A 25,939-nucleotide genomic window follows, 5' to 3' on the forward strand; every position below is an offset into this window, starting at 1 on the left:
CGCTATATGCGCGCTTGTTGTTTCGCTTCTTGTTCCGCTATTCGCCAGCGGGTTTGTGCGTCCTGTAGAACGACACGTCGCGGCAATACGAAGCAATCGTGAGCACGTCGTCGACCGGGTCGAACATCAACGCCTTTTCGAAGGCCACCACCTGCACGTTCGGCGTCTCGCCCACGAGACCGAGATACCACGCGCGCATGACGTCGCCCACCATCGAGGCGAGTTCCGGCTGATCGGTCTTGAGCGCAGCGGTCACGGTATCGGAGGGCACGCCGCCATGACCTTGCCGCCCGAGGGGCGACGTTTGATGCCTGGCAACGACAAAAACGTTTGCTATCGTCATTGAACGCGGATCACTGCATATGCACCCGTCGTTGCGCTGATTTCGAAAGCACCTTGCCGCGTTGCGCAAGCAATATAGCCCGTTATGGCCCGATAAGACAAACCGAAAGCTTGCATGCCGGGCATAACAGCGCGCTACCGCTCGAGGCCTCGCACGGTAGAATCGCCGCAATCGTTCATCACCCCGCTCCCTTCGCGCGTCACGCCATGAAGCTCATCCCGCAGGTGCTGCGCAACCGGCCGCACATGATGATCGCCATCGCCGTGGGCATCGTGCTCGGCACGTTCGCGCCCGCCTCGATCCGCACTTCGGCGCGCGTGTTGCTAGGCTGGGACGCCACGGTGTGGACCTACCTTGTGCTGATCTGGCTGCACATGGTGTTCGCAAACGAAGAGAGCGTGCGCGCGAATGCCCGCCGCGAAGACCAGAACGCGGGCACCGTGCTGTTCCTGATCTGCACGGCCACGGTCGCGAGCATCGTCGCCATCGTCATCGAACTGGGCACGACGAAAGAACTCGGCACGGCCTCGAAAGTGCTGCATTCGCTGCTCACAGGCGCAACGCTCATCGGAGCGTGGTTTCTCATTCCCACGATATTCACGCTGCACTACGCGCGCCTTTACTACGGCTCCGATCCCAACGAGCCCGCCCTCGTGTTTCCCGACAAAAAACTCACGCCGAATTACTGGGACTTTCTGTACTTTTCGTTCACCATCGCGTGCGCCTCGCAAACCGCCGATATCGGCCTGCGCGGGCGCAGCGCGCGGCGCGGTGTCCTTGCGCAATCGATTTTGTCGTTCTATTTCAACGTTTCTGTGCTAGGGCTATGCGTGAACATCGCCGCAAGCATGGTCGGTAGCTAAGCCTTCCTTTTTCCTTTTTTCGCCGGTGCAACGGATACCGGCAATCCACGCGGGTTTCTCCTGTCGATTCGCCTGTCCTTGCGCCCAGGACCCTGCGAATGTCCATCTGCGCGCAGCGGCGCGCGCCCTCATGCATCATGGGCATGTGCCTTGCTGCCCTTCCCCGCAAGTCGCCACGCGGCGCAAGCGGTTTGGTTCCGGCCTGCTCTTGCACTACTCTGAACAGGTGCCTGTCCACACGCGCAGCGCGGCACGCTCCGGCAGCCCCCGGGCGGCGCGATCGCATTGCGGCTCACCCCGTCGTGCATCCCCTTCGCCTGACGTACCTGGAATACGACCGATGGAACCTCCCCACGCCTATGCGCCGCGGATCTACTTCGTCCATTCCGTCCTTGCAGGACCCCTCGACGCGTGGCCGGCCCACATCGCCCGCGCGGCGTCACTGGGCTTCGATCACGTCCTGATCGGCGCGCTGTTCGCCGCGGGCGCATCGGGCGACGACCGCATCGTCGCCGACCATACGCGCCTGCACGCGGCCTTCGGCTCCCCGCTTTGCGTCGACGATGCCATGCGCGAACTCGCCCTCGCGGCGCAATCGCGCGGCGTCACGCTGCTCGCGGATCTCGTGCTCGACCGCAGCGCCGCCGACGGTGCGCTCTACGGCGCGCATCCTGAGTGGTTCCACCCCTTCGAGCCCGAAGACGCGCGCCTCGACCCACGCCACGGCCATCGCGAAGCCAACGTCGCCTATGCCGATTTCGAGCGCGCGAGCGCACCGCTCATTGCATGGTGGACCGCGCGCGCCACCGCGCTCGTCGAAGCGGGCGTCGGCGGCTTTCGCGTGGACTCGCCGCACCGCACGCCGCCCCATGTGCTGCGCGCGATTTTCGATGCCGTACGCGCACGCTTTCCACAAACGCGCTGGCTAGCCGCGACACCCGGCCTGCCGCGTGAGGCGCTCGCGCACCTCGAAGGTGCAGGCTTCGACGCAGCCTTTTCCTCGCTGCGCTGGTGGGACTTTTCGTCGAGCTGGATGGTCGAGGAGCACGCCGCGTTGCGCCGCGTGGGCTCGCCGATATCGTTTCCAGAAGCGCCCTATGGCGCACGCTACGCGCACGACCAGGAAGGCGCCGCCGATGCGCGCGCCGTCGAACGCGCGTATCGCCGCATGTTGCGCGCATCCGCCGCGCTCGGAACCGGCTGGCTCATGCCGATGGGCTTCGAATACGGCGTGGACGAAGCGACCGCGCACAGCGGCAACAGCGCGCAGGCGTGGGAAGCCGCGAAAGCGCGCGCACCCTTCGATCTGAGTGCCGATGTCGCGCACGCCAACGCGCTGCAACGCGAAACGTGGACACTGCAAACCAACGGCGAGCTGCGCGCGCTCAATGGCCCGGGGGCCAGCGTCGCGGCGCTCCTGCGCGGCGACCGTGCGGACCTGCGCGACGCGGGCGACGCCACGCTTACGCTCATCAATCCCGCGCTTGCCGCGCCTGTGCGTGTGGATCTCTCACGCCTGCTCGACGGCGTGCCCGGCGGGTTCACGCGCTTCGCGCCGCTCGATGCCGAAACACTGCGCGGCGCGCGCCTGCCCGCGTCGCGCGACGCGAGCGCGATCCCCGACACGTTCGCGCTGCCCGCGGGCGCATGCTGGATCTTCCGCGCGCTCGCGAGCCCGCTCGTGGTGCTCGCGCCGCCCGAAGATCGCGGCAAGACGGCAACGAGCGGCCACAAGAGCGTGCTCGAGGCGATCGCCGCGCCCCGCATCGCAATCGAGAGCACACAGCCCTCGGTCGATCACGGCCGCTTCGCCGCGAAGCGCACCGTGGGCGAACGCTGCGAAGTGCGCGCGGCGATCTTTGCCGAGGGCCACGACCGCATCGACGCCGCCGTGCTCTGGCGCGCCGCCGACGAAACCGCGTGGCACGAGTCGGCCATGACGCCCGTGCCGCCCGCCGGCACCGACCTGTGGGCGGGCCACATTCCGCTCGATCGCGTGGGACGCTACGAATATGTCGTGATTGCGTGGCGCGACGACTTCGCCTCGCTCGCCGAACATCTGCACAAGAAGCGCGTGGCGAACCAGCCCGTCGATCTGGAGCTGGAGGAAGCGAGCCGCCTGTTCGCTCTCGTGCTCGCCACGGCCGAAACATCGGGCACGGGCGACGACGACCAGAAGCGCATCAACGAAACACTCGATGCCATCGTCAAGCGCTTCATTGCTGCGGACACCGAAACACGTTGCGCGATCATCGCCGCGCCTTCCACGGCGGCCGCGGTGCGCGCCGCGCACCACCGCCCGTTCCTTTCGCGCGACACGATCGTGGGGCGCGTGGAGGTGGAGCGCACCGCGGCGCGCTTCGCAAGCTGGTACGAAATCTTCCCGCGCTCGATGAGCGACGACGAATCGCGCCACGGCACCTTCGACGACGTGATCGCGAAGATGCCGCGCATTCGCGAAATGGGCTTCGACGTGCTGTACTTCCCGCCGATCCACCCCATCGGCCTCGCCAACCGCAAAGGGCGCAACAACTCGCTCAATGCGCAGCCCGGCGACGTGGGCAGCCCCTACGCAATCGGCGCGGCCGAAGGCGGCCATACCGCCGTGCATCCGCAACTGGGCACGCTCGAGGACTTCTGCCGCATGCTCGCCGCGGCGCACGAACAAGGCCTCGAAATCGCACTCGATTTCGCGATTCAATGCTCGCCGGATCACCCGTGGTTGAAGGCGCATCCCACCTGGTTCGCATGGCGGCCCGACGGCACGCTGCGCTACGCCGAAAACCCGCCGAAGAAGTATCAGGACATCGTGAACCCCGAGTTCTACGCGCACGACGCGAAGCCCGATTTGTGGCTCGCGCTGCGCGACGCAATTCTGTTCTGGGTGGACACCGGCGTACGCATTTTCCGCGTGGACAACCCGCACACGAAGCCGCTGCCGTTCTGGGAATGGATGATCGCCGACGTGCGCGGGCGCCACCCCGACGTGATCTTCCTCTCCGAAGCCTTCACGCGGCCGCGCCTCATGTACCGGCTCGCCAAGCTCGGCTTCTCGCAGTCGTACACCTACTTCACGTGGCGCGAATCGAAGCGCGATTTCACGGAGTACCTCACGGAACTCACGCAAACCGACGTGCGCGACTTCTATCGGCCGAACTTCTTCGTCAACACGCCCGACATCAATCCGCGCCATTTGCAGACCGGCGCGCGCTCGAGCTTTCTGATTCGCGCAGCGCTGGCTGCGACGCTTTCGGGGCTGTGGGGCGTGTATTGCGGCTTCGAACTGTGCGAAGGACGCGCGCTGCCCAATTCGGAGGAATATCTGGACTCCGAAAAATATCAGTTGCGCGCCTGGGACTGGCATCGTCCCGGCAATATCGTCGCGGAGATCGCCGAACTCAATCGCATACGGCGCGCCAACCCTGCACTGCAATCCCATCTTGGCATCACGTTCCTCGACGCGCGCAACGACTCGCTGCTCTGCTTCGAGAAGGCCACGCCCGCGCGCGACAACGTGCTCGTCGTGGCCATCAATCTCGACGCCTTCAGCGAGCAGGGCGCCGACTTCGAACTCTCGTGGGCGACGTTCCAGCGCTGGCACCTCGACGACCACGCGGCGCTCAACGTCGTCGACGAAATGACGGGCGAGCGCTTCGAGTGGCACGGGCGCTGGCAGCACGTGCGGCTCGACCCGCACGCGCGCCCATTCGCGATCTGGCGTATCGAGCCTGCGAAGGGCCTGCCGCGCGAAGAACCGCTGCCCGAACATGCTGCTGAATACGATGAGCACATCGAGGGCCATCCCGAACTCGACGCCGACTTCCCGCCCGGAGGAGCGACATGAAACGCGACCCCGCTACGCACGAGCCTGTGGCAACCAACGTGCAGACCGTCACGCGAGACTCGACCGCACAAGACCCGCACCACGAGGAACGCGCCGCGCAACGGCGCGGCAAGCCGTCGATGCTTTCCGACGACCCGCTCTGGTACAAGGACGCAATCATTTACCAGGTGCACGTGAAGTCGTTCTTCGATTCGAACAACGACGGCGTAGGCGATTTCCCCGGCCTGCTCGCGAAGCTCGACTACATTGCGGGCCTGGGCGTGACGGCCATCTGGCTGCTGCCGTTCTACCCCTCGCCGCGCCGCGACGACGGCTACGACATTGCCGACTATCGCAACGTGCACCCGGACTACGGGCAGCTCGCCGACGTGCGCCGCTTCATCCAAGAGGCGCACGCGCGCGGCATCCGCGTGATTACCGAACTGGTCATCAACCATACCTCGGACCAGCATCCGTGGTTCCAGCGCGCGCGCCGCGCGAAGCCCGGCTCGAATCATCGCAACTACTACGTGTGGTCCGACACCGACCAAAAGTACCAGGGTACGCGCATCATCTTCATCGACACGGAAGCGTCGAACTGGACGCACGACCCCGTGGCTGGCGCGTATTACTGGCACCGCTTCTATTCGCACCAGCCCGACCTGAACTTCGACAATCCGGCCGTGCTGCGCGAAGTGCTGCAGGTCATGCGTTTCTGGCTCGACATGGGCATAGACGGGCTGCGTCTGGACGCCGTGCCTTACCTCGTGGAGCGTGAAGGCACGAACAACGAGAACCTGCCCGAAACGCACGGTATTCTGAAGCGCATCCGCGCGGCGATCGACGAGCACTACCCGAACCGCATGCTGCTGGCCGAAGCGAACCAGTGGCCGGAAGATGTGCAGGAGTACTTCGGCAACGAAGACGAATGCCACATGGCGTTCCACTTCCCGCTCATGCCGCGCCTCTATATGGCGATTGCGAGCGAGGACCGCTTCCCGATCCTCGACATCATGAAGCAGACGCCCGACTTGCTGCCAACCTGCCAGTGGGCGATCTTCCTGCGCAATCACGACGAACTCACGCTCGAAATGGTCACGGACTCCGAGCGCGATTACCTCTGGAACACCTACGCGAGCGACCGCCGCGCGCGCCTGAATCTCGGCATTCGCCGGCGCCTCGCGCCGCTCATGGAACGCGACCGCCGCCGCATCGAACTCATCAACTCGCTGCTGCTCTCCATGCCCGGCACGCCGGTGATCTATTACGGCGACGAACTCGGCATGGGCGACAACATTCACCTGGGCGACCGCGACGGCGTACGCACGCCGATGCAGTGGTCGTCGGACCGCAACGGCGGCTTCTCGCGCGCCGATCCCGAACAGCTCGTGCTGCCGCCGCTCATGGGCTCGCTCTACGGCTATGACGCCATCAACGTCGAAGCGCAAAGCCGCGATCCGCATTCGCTGCTCAACTGGACGCGTCGCATGCTCGCCACGCGCCGGGCCAGGCAGGCGTTCGGCCGCGGCACGATCCGCTTCCTGCGCCCCGCAAACCGCAAGATTCTCGCGTACCTGCGCGAAATGCCCGGTGAAGCGCCGATCCTGTGCGTGGCGAATCTCTCGCGCGCGCCGCAGGCGGTGGAGCTCGATCTTTCCGAATTCGCAGGCATGTCCCCCGTGGAAATGACGGCGGATTCCGTGTTCCCGGCCGTTGGTCAGCTCCCCTATCTGCTGACCTTCCCGCCCTACGGCTTCCTGTGGTTCCTCCTGAGCGCCGGCGATCAGCGGCCTTCCTGGAGCCAGCCGACCTCCGAGCAATTGCCCGAGTTCGTGACAGTGGTGCTGCGTGAAGGCCAGGCGGGCGCGACGCCTGAAAACGTGCGGCTGCTCGAATCCGAAGTGCTGCCGTCGTGGCTCTCGCGGCGCCGCTGGTTCGCCTCGAAGGACAAGCCGCTGCGCGCCGTGCGCCTCGCGGCACTGACGACGATCTACGGCGCGGGCTTCGCGTTCACGGAAATCGAAGCGGAACTCGCGGATGGCACGAGCGAACGCTATGTACTCCCCATCGCCATCACGTGGGGCACCGAGATCACCACGCCGCTGCACATACAGCTCGCGCTCTCGCGCGTGCGGCGCGGCCGCACCGTGGGCTATTTGACCGACGCGTTCTCGCTGCCGTGGTTCGCCTATGGCGTGCTGCGCAAGCTGCGCGAGCGCGCCGCGGTGCCCACCGTGCAGCAGAGCACCATCCGCTTCGAGCCGACAGAACGCCTCGACGAACTGGACCTGGGCGACACGCCGGAAGTGCGCTGGCTCGCCGCTGAGCAGAGCAACAGCTCGCTCGTGATCGCCGAAACCCTCGTGCTCAAGATCGTGCGCCGGCTGATGGCGGGCGTGCACCCCGAAGCGGAAATGAGCCGCTACCTCACGAAACTCGGCTACGCGAACACGGCGCCGCTTTATGGCGAAGTGGTGCGCGTCGACCCTGCTGGGGTGCCGCACACGCTCATCATCGTGCAGGGTTTCATCGACAACCAGGGCAACGCGTGGGACTGGGCGCTCGACTATCTGCGCCGCACGATCGACGAACTCGCGCTCGCCATGGACGACGACACGAGCGTCGATCAGGCACACGAGGAAGAAGCCGTGCAAGGCTACTGCACGGTGATCGGCGCCATTGGCAAGCGCCTCGGCGAACTGCACGCGTTACTCTCGCGGCCCAGCGACGATGAAGCCTTCTCACCCGTTGCCGCCACGCCCGGCGACGTGCGTGCGTGGGTTGCCGACACGAAGACCATGCTCAACGAAGCGCTCGACATCGTCGCGCGGCATACGGGCGAGGACGAACAGACGCTCGATGAAGACGCCCGCGACCTCGCGCGCAGCCTGATCGATCGCCGCAAGGCGCTCGTCGCGAAAGTCGACGAACTCGTGCCGGACGACACGAAGGCCGTACGCATTCGCATCCACGGCGATTTCCACCTGGGCCAGGTCCTGCTTTCGCAGGGCGACGCCTATCTGATCGACTTCGAAGGCGAGCCCGCGCGCGCGCTCGAATACCGGCGCGCGAAGACCTCGCCGCTGCGCGACGTGGCGGGCCTGCTGCGCTCGCTCTCGTATGCGGGCGCGGCAGCGCAATCGACGCTCGAAAACGCACCGCAGCAAGTCGTCGATCGCAAGCGCGCCCTCTTCGAACGCTTCCGCGGGTATGCGGCGGAAGCGTTCTTGAGCCAATACCGCGCGGCCGTGGCCGAAGGTCCGCTCACGCTCGTGAGCGCTTCGCAGGAGCAGGCGCTGCTCGACCTGTTCCTGATCGAGAAGGCGGCGTACGAAATCCGCTACGAGGCGGCGAACCGCCCCACCTGGCTCGCACTGCCGGTGCGCGGCCTCGCCGCGCTCGCGGCGCGCGTGCTCGGACTCACGCCCACGCAGTCCACGCAGCACACGCAAACGCATGGCGGCGGAGGTGGCCATGGTTGACCGCGCGCCCCAAGCCGGCCTGAATCCGCACGACGCCGACGCACTCGCCGGCGCCTACCACGCCGATCCTTTCGCCGTGCTCGGGCTGCACTGGGTGGACGGCGCGCCCTACGTGCGCGCGTGGTTGCCAAACGCCTCGGGCGCGAGCGTGGTGGCGCGCGACCGCGCCCATACGCTCGGCGAACTGTCGCTCGTGCATCCGGCGGGACTCTATGCAGGGCCGCTCGCAGAGGCGGTGCCGTACCGTCTCGTGGTCGACTGGCACGGCGTAAGTCAGGAAATAGAGGATACCTATTCTTTTGCACCGCAACTCTCGCACGAAGCGCTCGTGCGTCTCGCCGACGGCGACCCCTACGCGGTGCTCGAATGTCTCGGCGCGCGGCCCTTGACGTGCGACGGTGTGCCCGGCGTGCGCTTCGCGGTCTGGGCGCCGAATGCGAAGCGCGTTTCCGTGGTGGGCGACTTCAACGCGTGGGATGGGCGGCGTCACCCCATGCGGCTGCGCCACGAAGCGGGCGTATGGGAGCTTTTCATTCCCCGTGTGGCCCCCGGCGCGCGCTACAAGTACGAGATCCTTGGTGCGCGCGGCGTCGTCCTCCCGCTCAAGGCCGACCCCTGCGCTCTGCAAACGGAATGCCCACCGGGCACGGCGTCGATCGTCGCGCCCGTCGAAGCGATCGACCATTACGCGTGGCGCGATCAGGAGTGGCTGCAAACGCGCGCCGAACGCCAGAACGCGCGCGCGGCCATGTCGGTCTACGAGGTGCATGCGCCCTCGTGGCTGCCCACACAAGGCGCCGATGCTCCCGCGCCCGACTGGAGCGCGCTCGCCGAGCGTCTGATCCCCTACGCGCAGGGCATGGGCTTTACGCACATCGAATTGATGCCTGTGGCGGAGCATCCGTTTGGCGGCTCGTGGGGCTATCAGCCGCTTTCGCAGTTCGCGCCCACCGCGCGGCTCGGCGCGCCGGTGGACTTTGCGGCGTTCGTCGATCGCGCGCACGAAGCGGGACTTGGCGTGATTCTCGACTGGGTGCCCGCGCACTTTCCGAATGACGCGCACGGTCTCGTCGATTTCGACGGCACGGCGCTCTACGAGCACGCCGACCCGCGCGAGGGCTATCACCCCGACTGGAACACGATGATCTACAACCTGGGACGCCGCGAGGTGAGCGCGTTCCTGATCGCGTCGGGTCTCGCCTGGCTCATGCGTTATCACGTGGATGGGCTGCGCGTGGACGCGGTCGCCTCGATGCTCTACCGCGACTATTCGCGCGCGCAAGGCGAATGGGTGCCCAACCTCTATGGCGGCCGCGAAAATCTCGAATCGATCGCGTTCCTCAAGCGCCTCAATCATGAAACGCAATACGTTCCGCAGCGCCCGGGCGTCATCACCATTGCTGAGGAATCCACAGCATGGCCGGGCGTCACGGCACGCCCAGAGGATGGCGGCCTCGGCTTCCAGTTCAAGTGGAACATGGGCTGGATGCACGACACGCTGCACTACATGCAGGAAGACCCCGTTTATCGCCGCTATCACCATCACCTGATGACGTTCGCGATGGTCTACGCGTGGTCCGAGCGCTTCGTGCTGCCGCTTTCGCATGACGAGGTGGTGCACGGCAAGGGGTCGCTGCTCGGCAAGATGCCGGGCGACCGCTGGCAGAAGTTCGCAAACCTGCGCGCGTATTTCGGCTTCATGTGGGCGCACCCGGGCAAGAAGCTGCTCTTCATGGGCGGCGAGTTCGGGCAGATGGCCGAATTCGATCACGACGGCACGCCCCACTGGAACCTGCTCGACGACCCGTTGCACCGCGGCGTGCAAACGCTCGTGCGCGACCTCAACCGCCTGTACGCGGGCGAACCCGCGCTCTACACGCTCGACTCGGAACCCGGCGGCTTCGAGTGGCTGGTTGCCGACGACAACGAAAACAGCGTGCTCGCGTGGCGCCGCGTAGACGGCTCGGGCCGCGAAATCGTGGTCATCTGCAACTTCACACCGGTGCCTCGCCACGGCTACCGTATCGGCATGCCGCAACCGGGCCAGTGGGAAGAAGCGCTCAACACCGACGCCGAGGTGTACGGCGGCTCGAACATGGGCAACGGGGGTCTCGTTGCCACCGAGGGCGTGGCGAGCCACGGCAAGCCGCAGTCGGCCGCGCTCGTGCTGCCGCCGCTTGGCACGCTGATCCTGCGTCTGCGCCGATAAGGCTGCGCGGCGGCGGGATTTGATCAGGAACCCGATGCAAAACGAAGAACAACACATGGAGCATCGTCATGGCAAACGGTCCGCCTGAGCGTCTGCTGCCCGGCTCCCCCTGGCCGCTCGGGGCGACGTGGGACGGCCTTGGCACCAACTTCGCCGTGTTCTCGGCCCACGCCTGGCGCATCGAGCTGTGCCTCTTCGACCCCACCGGCCGCAAGGAGCGCACTCGCTACACCCTGCCCGAATGCACCGACGAGGTGTGGCACGGCTATCTTCCTGGAGCCCATCCGGGCACGGTCTATGGCCTGCGCGCGCATGGCGCGTATCAACCGCATCTGGGGCACCGCTTCAATCCGCACAAGTTGCTGCTGGACCCGTACGCGAAGCAACTCCTCGGCCAGTTCCGCTGGTCGGACACGCTGTACGGTTATCGCGCGCATTCGAACCGCGTGGACCTCTCGATCGACCGGCGCGATTCCGCGCCCGCCATGCCCAAATGCGTCGTGGTGAACGACAACTTCGACTGGTCGCGCGACCGGCGGCCCAATACGCCGTGGGGCGACACCGTGATTTACGAGGCGCATCTGCGCGGGCTCTCGATGCTGCGTCATGACTTGCGCACGCACATGCGCGGCACATTTGCAGGTCTTGCCGCGCCGCGTTTCATCGAGCATCTGCACAAGCTCGGCGTGACGGCCATCGAGATCCTGCCGGTGCACGCGTTTCTCTCCGAGCGGTTTCTGATCGATCGTGGACTGCGCAACTACTGGGGCTACAACTCGGCCGCGTTCTTCGCGCCCGAGCCCAGCTACCTGGTGGGCTATGGCACCGACGAAATGCGCATTGCCGTGCGGCAGCTGCATGCGGCAGGTATCGAAGTCTTTCTCGACGTGGTCTACAACCACACGTGCGAAGGCGGCGAAATGGGCCCCACCGTTTCGTGGCGCGGCCTCGACAACGCCAGCTATTACCGCTGCGTGCCCGGCGACGAGCGCCACTTCATCAACGACACGGGCTGCGGCAACACGCTCGACCTTTCGCATCCGCGCGTGCTGCAGATGGTCGCCGACTCGCTGCGCCACTGGGCCACGTCATACGGCATCGACGGCTTTCGCTTCGACCTTGGCGTGACGCTCGGGCGCGAACACGCGGGCTTCGACCCGAACGGCGGGTTCTTCGACGTGCTGCGCCAGGACCCCGTACTGTCGCAATGCAAGCTGATCTCCGAGCCGTGGGACGTGGGCCCTGGCGGCTACCAGCTAGGCAACCATCCGCCCGGCTTTTCCGAATGGAACGACCGTTTTCGCGACAGCGTGCGGCGCTACTGGCGCGGCGCGCCGGGCCAGCGCGCGGACCTCGCGGCACGCCTGACCGGCAGCGCGGACCTGTTCGACAAACGCAAACGCCGGCCGTGGGCGTCGATCAATTTCGTCACCTCGCACGACGGCTTCACGCTCGCCGACCTCGTTTCATACGAGCGCAAGCACAACGAGGCCAACGGCGAGGAGAACCGCGACGGCCACAACGAAAACTGGAGCGCGAACTGGGGCGTGGAAGGCCCCACCGACGACCCGGCCATCCTCGCCACGCGCGCGCGCGTGGCCCGCTCGATGATGGCCACGCTCCTTATCGCGCTCGGCACGCCCATGCTGCTCGCGGGCGACGAGTCCTGCCGCACGCAGCGCGGCAACAACAATGCGTACTGCCAGGACAACGATATTTCGTGGTTCGACTGGGCGCTCGCCGACACGCCCCAGGGCAAGGCCATGACGCGTTTCGCCGCGCGGGTGATCGCGCTGCGCCGCGAACACCCGCTGCTGCGCGAGACGCGTTTCTTGTTTGGCGAGCGCGAACTGATGCCCGGCGTGCACGACATCGACTGGTTTGACGAACGCGGCGAGCCGCTCTCGCCCGAGGCCTGGCACGACCCGGAAGCGAGCGCATTCACGATGCGGCGCGCAGGAGCGGGACTCCACGGCCAAATGGAAGTATTGTTGATGATGCTGAACGCTTCGCAGGGTGCGGTGACGTTCTCCGCGCCCGCGCCGCGCATGGCATGGGAGGTGCTGCTCGATACCGCCCGTCCCGATGCGGCGCCCTACGCGCTGCCCGACACGACGTACGAGCTGGCCGCGCGAGCGCTCGCCGTGCTGCGCGCCCGTCCGGCGCGTGCCGAAGCGCACCGGCCGCACGGCGCGCGCGACGACACGCCGACGCCGGACCCGCGCCGTACGCCGGGCGCGTCTGCGCCGGGCTCCCCCGCGGGCCCGGACGAAGCCGCGGCCGGATGAAAACTGGATGAGTCAGGCAAGCAACGAGGAAGCAAACCAGGAATCAACCATGTCCCCGCTTTCGCACGATCCGCACGCCCGCCAGTACATGCATTGCCTGCCGTTCGGCGCACAGCTGATCGGGGCGGCGCACACGCAGCCGCATACGCGCTTTCGCTTCTGGGCGCCTTCGTGTCGATCGGTGCAGATCGTTTTTGAAAACGTGGAGGACGCGCCCCCGCTCGACATGACGCCGAGCGGCAATGGCTGGTTCGAAGCGCAGGCGCCGTGCGGGCCGGGCACGCTGTACCGCTACTGCATCGACGGCCAGCAACGCGTACCCGACCCCGCATCGCGCTTCCAGCCGCAAGGTGTGCACGGCCCGAGCGAAGTGCTCGACCCGCGCGCCTACGCCTGGCAGCATGCGCACTGGCAAGGACGCCCGTGGGAAGAGACGGTGATCTACGAGCTGCACGTGGGCGCGCTGGGCGGCTATCAAGGTGTGATGAAACGTTTGCCCGCATTGGCCGCGCTTGGCGTGACGGCGGTCGAACTCATGCCGCTCAACGATTACCCGGGCGAGCGCGGCTGGGGCTACGACGTCGTGCTGCCCTACGCGCCGCACGCGGCCTATGGCAGTCCTGATGAACTGAAAGCGCTCGTGGACACCGCGCACGGGCTGGGGCTGCAGATGTTCATCGACGTCGTGTACAACCACTTCGGCCCGGACGGAAACTGGCTCGGCAACTATGCCAAGCCGTTTTTCCGCGAAGGCGTGAAGACGCCATGGGGCGAAGCACTCGACTTCGACCGCTTCGAAGTTCGCGACTTCTACTGCGACAACGCGCTCTACTGGCTCACGGAATATCGCTTCGACGGACTGCGCATCGACGCCGCGCATGCGATCGGCAACACCAACTGGCTGCGCGAGCTGGCCGATCATGTGAAGGCGCGCGTGGAGCCAGACCGGCATGTGCACCTCGTACTCGAAAACGAGCACAACGAAGCGAATCTGCTCGAATCGCACTTCAGCGCGCAATGGAACGATGATGCGCATCACTGCTTTCACGTGCTGCTGACCGGCGAATCGGAAGGCTACTACCGCGCGTTCACGGATTCCCCCATCGGCAAACTTGCGCGCGTGCTCGGCGAAGGCTTCGTGTATCAGGGCGAGCCGTCGCCCGTGCATGCGGGCGAGCCGCGCGGCGAACCGAGCGCGCACCTGCCCCCTACCGCGTTCGTGATGTTTTTGCAGAACCACGACCAGATCGGCAACCGTGCGCTCGGCGACCGCCTGCGCACGCTGGCCGACGACGACGCCTTGCGCGCGGCCACGGCCATGCTGCTGCTCTCGCCGCAAATTCCGCTGCTCTTCATGGAAGAGGAATACGGCTCGACGCAGCCGTTCCAGTTTTTCACCGCCTTCACCGGCCAGCTCGCCGAAGCCGTGCGCGAAGGGCGCCGCCGTGAATTCAAGGCATTCAGCGCGTTCAACGACGAGGCGAGCCGCGCGCGCATCCCCGATCCGAACGATCTGCAGACCTTCGTCAATTCGTCGCCGCCCGCCGATGCGCCGCTCGATGGCGAACGGCTCGAATGGATGCACTTCTACAAATCGGCGCTGTGCGTGCGGGCGCATTTGCTCATGCCGCGCCTGCGCCACGCTCGAGCACTCGGCGCCACCGTGCTGGCCGACGACGCCGCGAACGGGCTCGCCGCGCTCGTCGCGCGCTGGCGGCTCGACGACGGCGAAACGCTCACGATCGCGCTGAACGTGGGCCACGACGGCGTGCCGCTCAGTCCGCGGCCCGAGGGCATGGTGATCTTCGAAACGCCGCCACGTGCGCGCGACTACGCCGACAATGGCGTGCTGCCCGAGAGCGCGTGCATCGCGTGGCTCACCGGAGACGTACCCGGATATTCGAGCGAGCACGATGCGCGCGTCGTTCATCGCGAGGAGCCCTACGCATGAGCACGGCGCGCCGCAGCGAAACGCTCGCGAGTCTCGCCGCCCGCGCGGGCTTCGAGGTCGAATGGACTGACGCGCACGGCGCCGTGCAGCGCGTGCCGGACAGCACGCTCGCCGCGCTGCTCGAATGCGCGGGCCTGCCATGCGCCAATGCCACGCAGATCCGCCAGAGTGCTTCCGCGCTGAACGCCGAGCAGTCGGCGCGGCGCCTGCCGCCGCTCATCACCGCCGAATACGACAGCGCCATCGAACTGCCGCCTTCGGTCGTGCGCGCGGGCAGCCACTATCGTGTCGACCTTGAAAGCGGCGAGCATATCGAAGGCCGCTTCACCTCGCCGCGCGGCGAGAGCGCGCTGCTCGCGCCGCTTGCGGAGCCGGGCTACCACACGCTCACGGTCAACGACCATCGCCTGACGATCGCGGTCGCGCCGCCGCACTGCCATACGGTTGCCGACGCCTGGCGCGCGCGTCATGGCGACAGCGGCACGGTGCCGCCGTTATGGGGGCTCGCCGCGCAATTATATGGACTCCGACGCAAAGGCGATGGCGGTATCGGCGACTACACCGCGCTCGCCACGCTCGCAACGCAAAGCGCGCGGCGCGGCGCGCAAGCGCTGGCAGTGAGCCCGACCCATGCGATGTTCAGCGCCGAGCCGGGCCACTTCAGCCCCTATTCGCCTTCGTCGCGCCTGTGGGTCAATGTCGCGCATATCGACCCGGCCGCGGTCTTTGGCGCCAAGGCCGCGCACGACGCGAGCGTGGCCGCGAATGCGGGCGACGCCTGGCGCGAACTCGAAGACGCACCGCTCGTGGACTGGCAGCGTGCGTTGCCGCTCAAGCTCAAGGTGCTGCGCGCGCTGTACGAACGCTTCGACACGGACGAACGTGCAAGCGGCTCGCCGCGCGCCGCTGCGTTCGCCGCATTCTGCGCGCAGGGCGGCGAAGCACTCGAAGACCACGCGCGTTTCGAGGCGCTGCAAGAGGCCATGCTGCACGGCCCCGGCGGCGAGCGCCATTGGCGCGACTGGCCCGAACCGCTGCGCGACCCGCGCAGCGCCGACGTGGCGACGTTCGCGCAGGAACATCGGCGCGAAGTCGACTTTCATTGCTTCCTGCAATGGCTCGCGGCAGAAGGGCTTTCGGGCGCACAACGCAGCGCGCGAGAGGCCGGCATGGCGATCGGCCTCGTCGCCGATCTCGCCGTGGGCTGCGATGGCGGCGGCTCGCACGCGTGGTCACTGCCGCAGGACATGCTGCAACGCGTGTCGGTCGGCGCGCCGCCCGACATCTTCAACCAGGCCGGGCAAAGCTGGGGCCTCACCACGTTCTCGCCGCGCGCGATGCACAACAATGGCTTTCGGGCGTTCATCGACATGCTGCGCGCGGCGTTCGCCCATGCGGGCGGCGTGCGCATCGATCATATCCTCGGGCTGCGGCGGCTCTGGCTCGTGCCCGAAGGCGAAAGTGCGCGCCACGGCGCGTATCTGCGCTATCCGTTCGACGACCTCGTGCGGCTCATCGCGCTCGAGTCGTGGCGTCATCGCGCGATCGTGATCGGCGAAGACCTCGGAACCGTGCCACCGGGGCTGCGCGAGCGGCTCGCGGCGCACGGCCTGTATGGCATCCGCGTGCTGTGGTTCGAGCGCGACGGCAAGGGCTTTCTCGCGCCCGCACGCTGGGACCCGCACGGCGTCGCGACGACCACCACGCACGATCTGGCGACCGTAGCGGGCTGGTGGAGCGGCGCGGATATCGACTGGCGCAACCGCATCGGCCAGACGCTCCCGCGCGCCGATGGGCTCGACCCCGTCGCGCTCGACCACGCGCAGCGCGCGGAAGATCGCGTCGCGCTCTGGCATGCGTTGCAGCAAAGCGGGCTCGCACCGCACGACGCCAATCCGCCGCCAGCCGACGACCCGCCCGTGAATGCCGCACTCGCCTATGTCGCGGCAACGAGGAGCCCGCTCGTCACCTGTCCGCTCGAAGACCTGCTCGCGTTGGCCGATCAGCCGAATCTGCCCGGCTCGATCGACGAGCATCCGAACTGGCGCCGCCGCCTGCCGCTGCCCGTCGAGTCGCTGTTCACCGATCCGGCCGTTGCCGCGCGCGTTCAAGCCGTCGTACACGCACGCGAGGCCGTCGCGCGTACGCAGGTCGACCCGAGCGCCGGTGCAGGCGCGCATGACGCCCACCCAACCGCCAGCGGCGCGCCATACGCGCCCGAAAAGAAGCCGACGCCATGACATACCCTCGCGCGACGCTGCGCCTGCAGCTCCATCACGGCTTCACGTTCGACGACGCGCTCGCGCAGCTCGACTACTTCGCCGCGCTCGGCGTGAGCCATCTCTACCTTTCTCCGGTCACGACCGCGCAGCCCGGATCGATGCACGGCTACGACACCGTCGATTACGGCGCGGTGAGCGCGGAGCTGGGCGGCGAAGGCGCGTTGCGCCGCTTCGCCGCGAAAGTGCACGAGCGTGGCATGGGCATCGTCGCCGACTTCGTGCCGAATCATATGGGCGTGGGCGGCGCTCACAACGCCTGGTGGCTCGACATTCTCGAATGGGGGCGCCACAGCGTGTATGCGCGCCATTTCGACGTGGACTGGCACTCGCCCGACCCCGCCCTGCGCGGCAAGGTGCTGATGCCATTTCTCGGCGCACAGTACGGTGAAGAACTCGCGGCAGGCCGTATCGAACTGAAGTTCGACCCCGTCGCCGCGCGCTTTTACGTGCAATACGGCCCGCACGTGTGCCCGATCTGCCCGACCGACTATGCAGCGCTCCTGCAGTCCGCCAACCGCGCCGATCTCAACACGCTCGCCGGTCCGTTCCAGGGCCTCACGACCCAGCCCGACGATCAGGAGCGCGCCGCCGCCGGGCGCGATGCGCTGCGCGCGTTCGTCGAACGGGCCGGCACGGACCCCATCGAATTCGTTCTGGAATCCTATTCAAGTAGCGACCCGGTGCCGCGCGACCGGCTGCACCGCTTGCTGGAGCGCCAGCACTTCCGGCTCGCCTGGTGGCGCACCGCCACCGACGAGATCAACTGGCGTCGCTTCTTCGACGTTACCGCGCTCGCAGGCGTGCGTGTGGAACGCCACGACGTGTTCGAGGCCGTGCACAAGCTCATGTTTCGCCTCTACGCCGACGGCGTGATCGACGGCTTGCGCATCGATCATATCGACGGGCTCGCGGACCCGCGCGAGTACTGCGAACGCCTGCGGCAACGGCTCGCCACGCTGCGTGCCACGCCGCCGTACATCGTGGTCGAGAAAATCCTCGCGCAAGGCGAAACGCTGCGCGACGACTGGCCCGTGCAAGGCACGACCGGCTACGACTTCATGAACGACGTGGGTGCGTTTCTGCACGATCCCGCGGGCGCCGCGCCGCTTGCCGAAGCGTGGGCCGCCATTTCCGGCGACGACCGGCCGTTCGCGGCCTACGCGCTCGATGCGCGCCGCGAAATGCTGGCCGCCTATCTGCCCGCGGAGCTCGACCATGCGACGCGCGCGCTGCACCGTATCGCGCGCGAACTGCCGGGCACGCGCGACACCACCTATGCGTCGGTGCACCGCGTGGCCGCTCATCTGGCCATGTACTTCCCGATCTACCGGATCTATCCGGCGAACGGCTTGCGCAGCGCGCTCGACAACCGCTATTTCGACGTTGCGCTCGAAGCCGCGCGACGCGCACTGCCGCGCGCGAGCCTGGCGGCGCTCGACCTCGTCGATGGCTGGCTAGGCGGCCGCGCCCCCGAGCCGGCAGCGAACAACGCCGGCAGCGGCAGCGGTAGCAGCAACAGCGGCGGCGGCAGTGCCAAGCCGCCACGCGCCGCGCCGGCCGGCGCAAACGCGAATGCGGGCAACAGCCAGGCGAATACGCCGCTCAGCCATGCGCTCATTGCGCAACGCACGGCGCTTGCGCTGTTCTCGCAGCTCACCGCGCCGCTTGCGGCAAAGGCCACGGAAGACACCGCGCTCTATCGTTACGGACGCCTGCTCTCGCGCAACGAAGTGGGCGCGGACCCCGACGATTTCGCGCGCACGCCACATGACTTTCATGCGGCGAACCGCCTGCGCCAGCGCCGCCCGTATGGGCTGCTCGCTACGGCCACGCACGACCACAAGCGCGGCGAGGACGTGCGCGCGCGGCTCGCCGTGCTAAGCGAGATCGCGCTCGACTGGAGCAACACGTTGCGTGCCTGGTCGGCGCTGAACCAGACGCATCGCCGTACCGACGCGAAGGCCGGCGCGGCATGGTCGCCTGGGCCCGCCGCTGAGGCGATGCTTTATCAAACGCTCGTGGGCTGCTGGCCGCTCGAACTGGACCCCGGCGACAAAGCGGGCGTGCATGCGCTGGCGGAGCGTGTGTCGAAGTGGCAGCTCAAAGCGTTGCGCGAAGCGAAGCTGCGCACGAACTGGCTCTCGCCCGATGAAACCTATGAATCGGAGTGCCAGGCATTTCTCTTCGATATCCTCGCACCGCAACGGCGCGACGGCTTCTTGCAGGCACTTGCCGGGTTCGTCGCGCGCGTGGCGCCCGCGGGCGCGCTCAATACGCTCGTGCAAACGGTGCTTCGGCTCACCTCGCCGGGCGTACCTGACCTTTATCAGGGGACCGAACTATGGGATTTCAGCCTCGTCGATCCCGATAACCGGCGCCCTGTCGACTACGCGGCCCGCGCAGCCGCGCTCGACAATCAAGCGCCTGCCGCAAAGCTGAAAGACTGGCGCAACGCACACGTGAAGCTGGCCACCGTGCATCGCCTGCTCGCGCTGCGAGCGAAAATGCCGGAACTCTTGCGCGAAGGCGAGTATCTGCCGCTCACGGTGAACGGCGCACAGGCTTCACACGTGATTGCGTTCGCGCGCCATCACGGCAACGCTTGGGCCATCGTGATCGGCACGCGCCACGCCGCGGGGCTGCTGGATGGCGACACGCCGCTCGTCGCACCCGCACGCTGGGACGATACGACCGTTGAACTGCCCAAGGGCTGCACGCAAGCCACGTTGCACGACTGGCTCAGCGACGCAACGCACACGGTGCCCGAAGGCGGCACGCTTGCAGTGCGCGACATCCTGAGCGCCATGCCGGTGGCCGTGCTGTCGACGCTCACGCGCAGCTAAGATGCGCGCTCGAGGCACGCTCAACCGCCTTCGTCGTCGAGATCTTTCGGATACACGCGCACGAGCACGATACGCGGCCCCTTCATCTTCTTCACGACAATGTCGAAGCGGTCGAACTCAACGCGCTGCCCTTCGGTGGGCAGATCGTTGAGCGCATGAATCACCAGACCGCCTACCGATTCCGCACGCCCTTCGTCGATGTCGATGCCGAGCGCCTGTTCCAGCGACACCACGGGCAGACTGCCGCGCCCCATCAGCGTGCCGTCGTCCATGCGGGTCCAGTCGGTGTCGGCCTGGTGAAACTCGTCGTGAATCTGGCCCACGAGCGCGCCAAGCAGATTGTCGAGCGTGAGAAAGCCGAGCGGGCGCGCGCCCTTGTGCCCCACCAGCGCGAAATGCGGCGCACCTTTGCGAAAGCGGCGAAAGAGCGCCAGCGCCGGCGTATCGGGCCGCACGTACTGCACAGGGCGCACGAACTTGCCGAGATCGCTGAGAGCGTTGCCCGACTCGCGCGCAAGCAACAGGTCCTTCAGGTGGATGAGACCCGCCACGCGTTCGCCCGTCGCGTCTTCGAACAGCGGGTAGCGGCTGAAGCGATGGCGCGCCACGATCTGCATGTTCTCGCGCAGCGGCAGGTCGCGGCGCAAGCCCACCATTTCGTGCGTGGGCCGCATGAGGTCGGAAATGGTGAGGCGCGAAAAGTCGAGCGAATGGGCGAGTGTGTTCCATTCGTCGGCGTTATAGGCGTTCGCGGCTGGCGCGGGAAGCAGCGGCAGTGCGCCGTTTTTGCCGTTTGTACCCCGCTGCTCGTGCATTGACTCGTTCGCCTCGGCCTGTGCGGCGGCGCGGCGGCTGCGCAGGATCAGCTTGAGTTCGTCAGTCGAATAGTGCGTGTCGTGGCCGTGCTCCGAGGCAAGGCCCGCGAGACGCAGCACCGCGTTCGCGCTCGAATTGAGCAGCCAGATCGCGGGATACATGGTCCAGTAGAAGCCGTAGAGCGGCATGGCCGTCCATAGTGAAATCTTCTCGGCCTGGCGGATGGCGAGCGACTTCGGTGCAAGCTCCCCCACCACGATGTGCAGGAACGAGATCACCGTGAACGCGAACACCAGCGAAATGGCATGGACGAGTTGCGCCGATTGCACGCCTAGCAGTTCGAACACCGGCGCCAGCAATTGCGCGAACGCCGGCTCGCCGATCCAGCCGAGGCCGAGCGACGCGAGCGTGATGCCGAGCTGGCACGCGGAAAGATAGGCATCGAGCTGGCCATGCACCTTGGCGAGCAGCCGGCCGCGCAAGCCATGCTGCTGCGCGAGGCTCTGCACGCGCGTGGCGCGCAGCTTGACGAGGCCGAATTCGGCCGCGACGAAGAAACCGTTGAGGGCAACGAGCAGGAACGCCCCAATGAGGGCGAGAAGCTGGATCAAGACAAATGGCTCCGAAGGACGAAGCGCTCAGTATAAATGTGCAAGGTGGATGAAAGGCGATGACGCGCGCACTACGGCCTGCGGCTCACGCCCCGTTCAGCGGCGGCACATCCAACACCAGCGCCGTCTCCTCGCCCTCGCCCACGAGAGCCGGCGCCGCGAAGCGTCCGCCGTGCGCTTCGGCCACGCGCTGGCACAGCGCCAGCACCCAGGCGCAGCGCCCCGCTTCCTGCTGCTCGCTCGCCTGGGCGCGCGCGAACGGTTCCAGCACGTGCGCAAGCGCATCGTCGGTGAGCGCCTGGCGGGTGGCGCGCCATTTCACTTCCAGGTGGGCGCCGGTTGCGCTCGCGCTGGCCGCGAGCGTCACGCCCGTGCCTTGCGCGCTCGTTTCCGCCGCGAACACCAGCATCAGCCACAGCGCCTGTGCAATGCGTTGGCGGTCGCCGTCAAGCGTCGCCGCGCCGGTTGTGTCCTGCACCGCGAACGTCACGCCGCGCGCGTCGCCAAGCGCGGCGCGGGCATCTTCCACGGCTTCGCCGATCAGCGCCGCGACGGCAAACGGCGCGCGCTCGATGCGCAGCTTGCGCGTTTCGGCGCGCGTGGTGTCAACGAGCGTTTCCAGCAGCCGAACCTGCTGCTCCACGCCCGTGCGAATGCCGCCCAGCGCGCGCTGCGCGGCGGCGTCGGTGTTCTCGATCTTGCGCTCGAGCACGTAAGCCCAGCTATGGATGGCATTGAGCGGGCTGCGCAGATCATGCGAGACGCGCGAGAGCACGTGGTCGCGCATGAAAAGCGCGGTCTCAGCGCACAGGCGCGCCGTGCGCTCGGTACGGTTTTGCGAAGTCGGCTCCATCTGATTCCTCTTATTGCGCCTCAAGCCGGGCGAGCGGTCCCCCATTATAGGCAGCGGCTAGCGAGCAACCGGCGTGCCCGGCAGGCTGCCGCCCGCCCCGGCCTGCAAAGCGCCTACAATAACGGGTTCAACTATTCGAATCAGGAGTTTTTCCATGTCTACCGTGACCACCGAATCCGGCCTCAAGTACGAAGACCTGACCGAAGGCACCGGCGCCGAAGCCAAGGCCGGCCAGACCGTCAGCGTGCACTACACCGGCTGGCTGACGGACGGCCAGAAGTTCGATTCGAGCAAGGACCGCAACGACCCGTTCGCCTTCGTGCTGGGCGGCGGCATGGTCATCAAGGGCTGGGACGAAGGCGTGCAGGGCATGAAGGTGGGCGGCGTGCGCAAGCTGACGATTCCGCCGCATCTGGGCTACGGCGTGCGCGGCGCGGGCGGCGTGATTCCGCCGAACGCCACGCTCGTGTTCGAAGTCGAGCTGCTCGAAGTTTGATGCCCGCTTGATGCTTCACAGCGCTCGCCTTTTTTGCAACCGCAACCGGTCATCATGAATCCGCATTACCACGCTCCCGTCACCGCGCCCGGCGTCGAATTGCGCCGCTACGGCGCGATCGAGGAAACCGATCTGCACGATTTTCACCAGATCGTGCTCGGCCTCGACGGCGAGATGGAGATGACCGTGAACGGCCAGGGCGAGCGCATCGACAGTTGTTCCGCCTGGCTCATTCCGGCAGGCGCGCGACACGATTACGTGGGCATTGGCGATAACCGCCAGCTCGTGCTCGACCTGCCCGCGGCCACGCTCGCGGTGCCCGAACGGCTGTTCGACAAGGCGCGCGCCGTGCGCCTCGACCCCGCGCTCACGCAGCTCGTGAGCCAGATCGCGCAGCGCGCCGCGATGGCCGCGCCGCCTCGCGACAGCGCCGACCTGCGCGCGCGGCGCTTTCACTGGGACGCCTCGGCGCGTCTGTGCGCGGCATTCATCGCGCAAACCGGCGTGGCCGCTGGCGAGCAGTTCAGCGCGGCGGCCGGGTTGGACTTTGCCCGTATCGACCGGTGGCTGCGCGCGCATCTCGCCCAGCCGTTGCGCATTGCCGATCTCGCCGCGCACTGCGGCTTCGGCATGCGGCGCTTTCATCAGCTTTTTATCGAAGCGTTCGGCGAAACGCCGCATCGCTACTTGCAGCGGCTGCGGCTCGACACCGCGCTCACCCTGCTCGCCGACCCGCGCGCCTCGCTCACCGACATCGCGCTCGAAGTGGGCTTCGGCGACCAAAGCGCGTTCACGCACGCGTTCACGCGCCGCTTCGGGCTCGCGCCCGGCCAGTGGCGCGCGCTGCCGCCACACTGAGCGCGCACGCGCCGCTCATTCGTCGAAGCGGTATTCCCACTGTGCGCGTGCGCCCACCGCCACGTGCTTGCCCGCGCCCGTCACCACCATCGCGTTCTGGCCGAACGTCAGGCCGCCATCCACGCGCGGATCGGCGCGAAATACCTGCAGCGTGTCGAGCGGTTCCGTGGGCCATTGCGCGTCGCGCTCGCCCGTCTCCTGATCGATCGTCGTGATCGGGCAGCGCGCGCACGGCTTCACAAAGCGCAGCACGATTTCCTCGCCGCCCGATGCGGATTCGATGGCGAGCGTGTCGATGAAATCTTCCTCGAATGCGTCGCCGATATCGCCGACGACGATGTTCGGACGAAAGCGCGCCATCGGCACGGGCGGCGCGCCCTTCGCGGCGAGGCGCGCGTTGAGGTCCGCGAGCGACGCCTCGCTCGTCACGAGAATCGGAAAGCCGTCGGCGAATTGCGTGGGCGCGTCTTCGCCGTTCGTCCACTTCCGGCTCGCAAGACGCGTCACGTCATGCGCGAAGCGCAGCAGGCGCACCGGCGCGCCAATCGCCTGCGTGAACCATTGCGCCGCGTGATCGCCCTCGTCGAGCGCCTCGAAGTCGTCGTCCCAGACCGAGGCCGGCACGCGCGCCTCGCCGCCGCGCGGCGCGAACGGCAGATGGAGCGCTTCGCTCATGCCTTCCATGGTGAGGCGCACGCCGTCTTCGACGAACGTGGGCACGATGCACGCCATCGCCGCGTACTGGCGCTGCGTGACGAGCCGGCCATTTGCGTCGGCGACCATCCAGTGACGGTCCCACTCGATGCCCTTCAGGCCGAGCTGCGCATTGTCGAGCGCGATCGCGCCGCACGACTTCACGGGGTAGACGAACAACGCACGAACTGTGGGCATGGCGAACTCGCGGGAAAACAAGATGGAAATGGGCCGAACGGCGCTCGACCCACGATCATACAACCGTTGCTTTGCAGCGCTTACTCCACCACATCAAGCCCGCGCGCCAGATCGTTACGCACGTCCTGGGCGTTTTCAAGGCCAACGGCGAGGCGAATCAGCCCTTCGGTAATGCCTGCCGCCGCGCGCGCTTCAGGCGTAATGCGGCCGTGCGTCGTCGTGGCCGGGTGCGTGATGGTCGTGCGCGTATCGCCGAGATTGCCGGTGATCGAACAGATCTTCGTGCCGTCGATCACGCGCCACGCGTTCGCGCGCTGCTGCTCCGGCGTGTCGCCCTTCACTTCGAACGAGACGATCGCCCCGCCCAGCTTCTGCTGCCGCATGGCGAGCGCATGTTGCGGATGCGATTCGAGCCCCGGATAGAACACGCGCTTGATGGCCGGATGTGTCTCCAGCCAACGTGCGATCTGAAGCGCGTTGTCCGACTGCTTCTCCACGCGCAGCGACAGCGTTTCCATGCCCTTGAGCAGCACCCACGCGTTGAACGCGGAAAGCGTCGGACCCGCGGTGCGCACGAACGGAAACACCTTCTCCATGATGAACGCCTTCGAGCCCACCAGCGCGCCGCCCAGCACGCGGCCCTGACCGTCGAGGAACTTGGTGGCCGAATGCATCACCACGTCCGCGCCGAACTTGAGCGGCTGTTGCAGCGCGGGGCTGCAGAAGCAGTTGTCGACCACGAAGAGCGCGCCCGCCGCCTTGGCGATCTTGCTGACCGCCTCGATGTCGGCCACTTCGGTAAGCGGATTCGACGGCGTTTCGAGGAAGAACATCTTCGTTTCCGGGCGCACGGCGTGCTTCCACGCGTCGAGATCGGTCGGGTCGACGAAGGTGGTCGCGATGCCGAACCGGCTGAAGATCTGCGAGAACATGGCGAACGTCGAGCCGAAAATGCTCTGCGAACTGACGATATGGTCGCCCGCCTGCAGCGCAGCCATGACCACCGACATGATCGCGGCCATGCCCGAAGCCGTGGCCATGCACGCTTCCCCGCCTTCGAGCGTGGCGAGGCGCTCCTGGAACATGGTGACGGTCGGATTCGAAAAACGCGCGTACGTATAGGCGGTTTCGGAGTTTTTGAAGCGCTCGGCGGCCTCTGCGGCGCTGCCGAAACAGAAGCTCGACGTGAGATAAAGCGCTTCCGAATGCTCGTTGAACTCGCTGCGCAGCGTGCCCGAGCGAACGGCCAGTGTGTCGAAGTTGAAGGTGTCGTCCATGTTCGAGTTCTCCTTGTCCTGAACCATCCTGCTTCAATCCTGCACGCACACGC

General features: G+C 66.9%; 15 protein-coding genes. 10 read left to right on the plus strand and 5 right to left on the minus strand.

The window, feature by feature from the left end:
- Positions 1 to 37: 37 nt before the first annotated feature.
- A complete protein-coding gene (locus tag U5A52_RS02895; RefSeq protein ID WP_415773423.1) occupies positions 38 to 343 on the minus strand; it encodes a sugar dehydrogenase complex small subunit in 306 nt (101 codons plus the stop codon).
- Positions 344 to 549: 206 nt separating this feature from the next.
- Between U5A52_RS02895 and U5A52_RS02900 the strand changes: the two genes are divergently transcribed.
- The 8 genes from U5A52_RS02900 to treY all read left to right on the plus strand — a co-directional run bounded on the left by U5A52_RS02900 (position 550) and on the right by treY (position 20,084).
- Complete coding sequence (locus U5A52_RS02900) at positions 550 to 1,206, plus strand: DUF1345 domain-containing protein (RefSeq protein ID WP_321909759.1); 657 nt, start codon at positions 550 to 552, stop codon at positions 1,204 to 1,206.
- Positions 1,207 to 1,546: 340 nt separating this feature from the next.
- The gene (locus tag U5A52_RS02905) at positions 1,547 to 5,050 is read left to right on the plus strand and encodes a maltotransferase domain-containing protein (RefSeq protein ID WP_321933837.1); all 3,504 of its coding nucleotides are present in this window, start codon (positions 1,547 to 1,549) and stop codon (positions 5,048 to 5,050) included.
- The gene (gene treS, locus U5A52_RS02910) at positions 5,047 to 8,511 is read left to right on the plus strand and encodes a maltose alpha-D-glucosyltransferase (protein ID WP_415773425.1); all 3,465 of its coding nucleotides are present in this window, start codon (positions 5,047 to 5,049) and stop codon (positions 8,509 to 8,511) included. Before U5A52_RS02905 ends, treS begins: the two co-directional genes overlap by 4 nt.
- On the plus strand, positions 8,504 to 10,720 hold the full coding sequence (gene glgB / locus U5A52_RS02915) for a 1,4-alpha-glucan branching protein GlgB (RefSeq protein ID WP_321933839.1): 2,217 nt from the start codon (positions 8,504 to 8,506) through the stop codon (positions 10,718 to 10,720). Before treS ends, glgB begins: the two co-directional genes overlap by 8 nt.
- Before the next feature lie 68 nt (positions 10,721 to 10,788).
- Positions 10,789 to 13,008 (plus strand): glycogen debranching protein GlgX, encoded by a 2,220-nt coding sequence (gene glgX, locus U5A52_RS02920; RefSeq protein ID WP_321933841.1) that lies wholly within the window; start codon positions 10,789 to 10,791, stop codon positions 13,006 to 13,008.
- 49 nt (positions 13,009 to 13,057) lie between these two features.
- On the plus strand, positions 13,058 to 14,959 hold the full coding sequence (gene treZ / locus U5A52_RS02925; protein ID WP_321933843.1) for a malto-oligosyltrehalose trehalohydrolase: 1,902 nt from the start codon (positions 13,058 to 13,060) through the stop codon (positions 14,957 to 14,959).
- Entirely contained in the window at positions 14,956 to 17,199 is a 2,244-nt protein-coding gene (gene malQ / locus U5A52_RS02930; protein WP_321933845.1) for a 4-alpha-glucanotransferase, read from the plus strand. Before treZ ends, malQ begins: the two co-directional genes overlap by 4 nt.
- Positions 17,196 to 20,084 carry a malto-oligosyltrehalose synthase gene (gene treY, locus U5A52_RS02935; protein WP_321933847.1) on the plus strand — a complete coding sequence of 963 codons (2,889 nt, stop codon included), beginning with the start codon at positions 17,196 to 17,198 and terminating at the stop codon, positions 20,082 to 20,084. Before malQ ends, treY begins: the two co-directional genes overlap by 4 nt.
- A 20-nt stretch (positions 20,085 to 20,104) precedes the next feature.
- Here treY and U5A52_RS02940 read toward each other — a convergent pair whose 3' ends face one another.
- Positions 20,105 to 21,511, minus strand: a complete 1,407-nt coding sequence (locus U5A52_RS02940) for a hemolysin family protein (protein ID WP_321909771.1) — start codon at positions 21,509 to 21,511, stop codon at positions 20,105 to 20,107.
- An 85-nt stretch (positions 21,512 to 21,596) separates the two neighbouring features.
- Positions 21,597 to 22,364 carry a HAMP domain-containing sensor histidine kinase gene (locus tag U5A52_RS02945; protein ID WP_321933849.1) on the minus strand — a complete coding sequence of 256 codons (768 nt, stop codon included), beginning with the start codon at positions 22,362 to 22,364 and terminating at the stop codon, positions 21,597 to 21,599.
- Positions 22,365 to 22,518: 154 nt separating this feature from the next.
- Here U5A52_RS02945 and U5A52_RS02950 point away from each other — a divergent pair, with 154 nt between their 5' ends.
- A complete protein-coding gene (locus U5A52_RS02950) occupies positions 22,519 to 22,860 on the plus strand; it encodes an FKBP-type peptidyl-prolyl cis-trans isomerase (RefSeq protein WP_321909774.1) in 342 nt (113 codons plus the stop codon).
- A 54-nt stretch (positions 22,861 to 22,914) separates the two neighbouring features.
- Positions 22,915 to 23,718, plus strand: a complete 804-nt coding sequence (locus U5A52_RS02955; RefSeq protein WP_321933851.1) for an AraC family transcriptional regulator — start codon at positions 22,915 to 22,917, stop codon at positions 23,716 to 23,718.
- Positions 23,719 to 23,733: 15 nt separating this feature from the next.
- On the opposite strand, the gene U5A52_RS02960 is transcribed toward U5A52_RS02955, so the two are convergent.
- Positions 23,734 to 24,609, minus strand: coding sequence for an MOSC domain-containing protein (locus U5A52_RS02960; RefSeq protein ID WP_321909778.1), 876 nt, complete (start codon positions 24,607 to 24,609; stop codon positions 23,734 to 23,736).
- Positions 24,610 to 24,689: 80 nt separating this feature from the next.
- Positions 24,690 to 25,886, minus strand: coding sequence for an O-succinylhomoserine sulfhydrylase (locus U5A52_RS02965; RefSeq protein WP_321933853.1), 1,197 nt, complete (start codon positions 25,884 to 25,886; stop codon positions 24,690 to 24,692).
- Positions 25,887 to 25,939 lie beyond the last annotated feature (53 nt).

Origin of the sequence: Paraburkholderia sp. J8-2 (assembly GCF_905220195.1) — a bacterium.
Classification (GTDB): Bacteria; Pseudomonadota; Gammaproteobacteria; order Burkholderiales; family Burkholderiaceae; genus Paraburkholderia.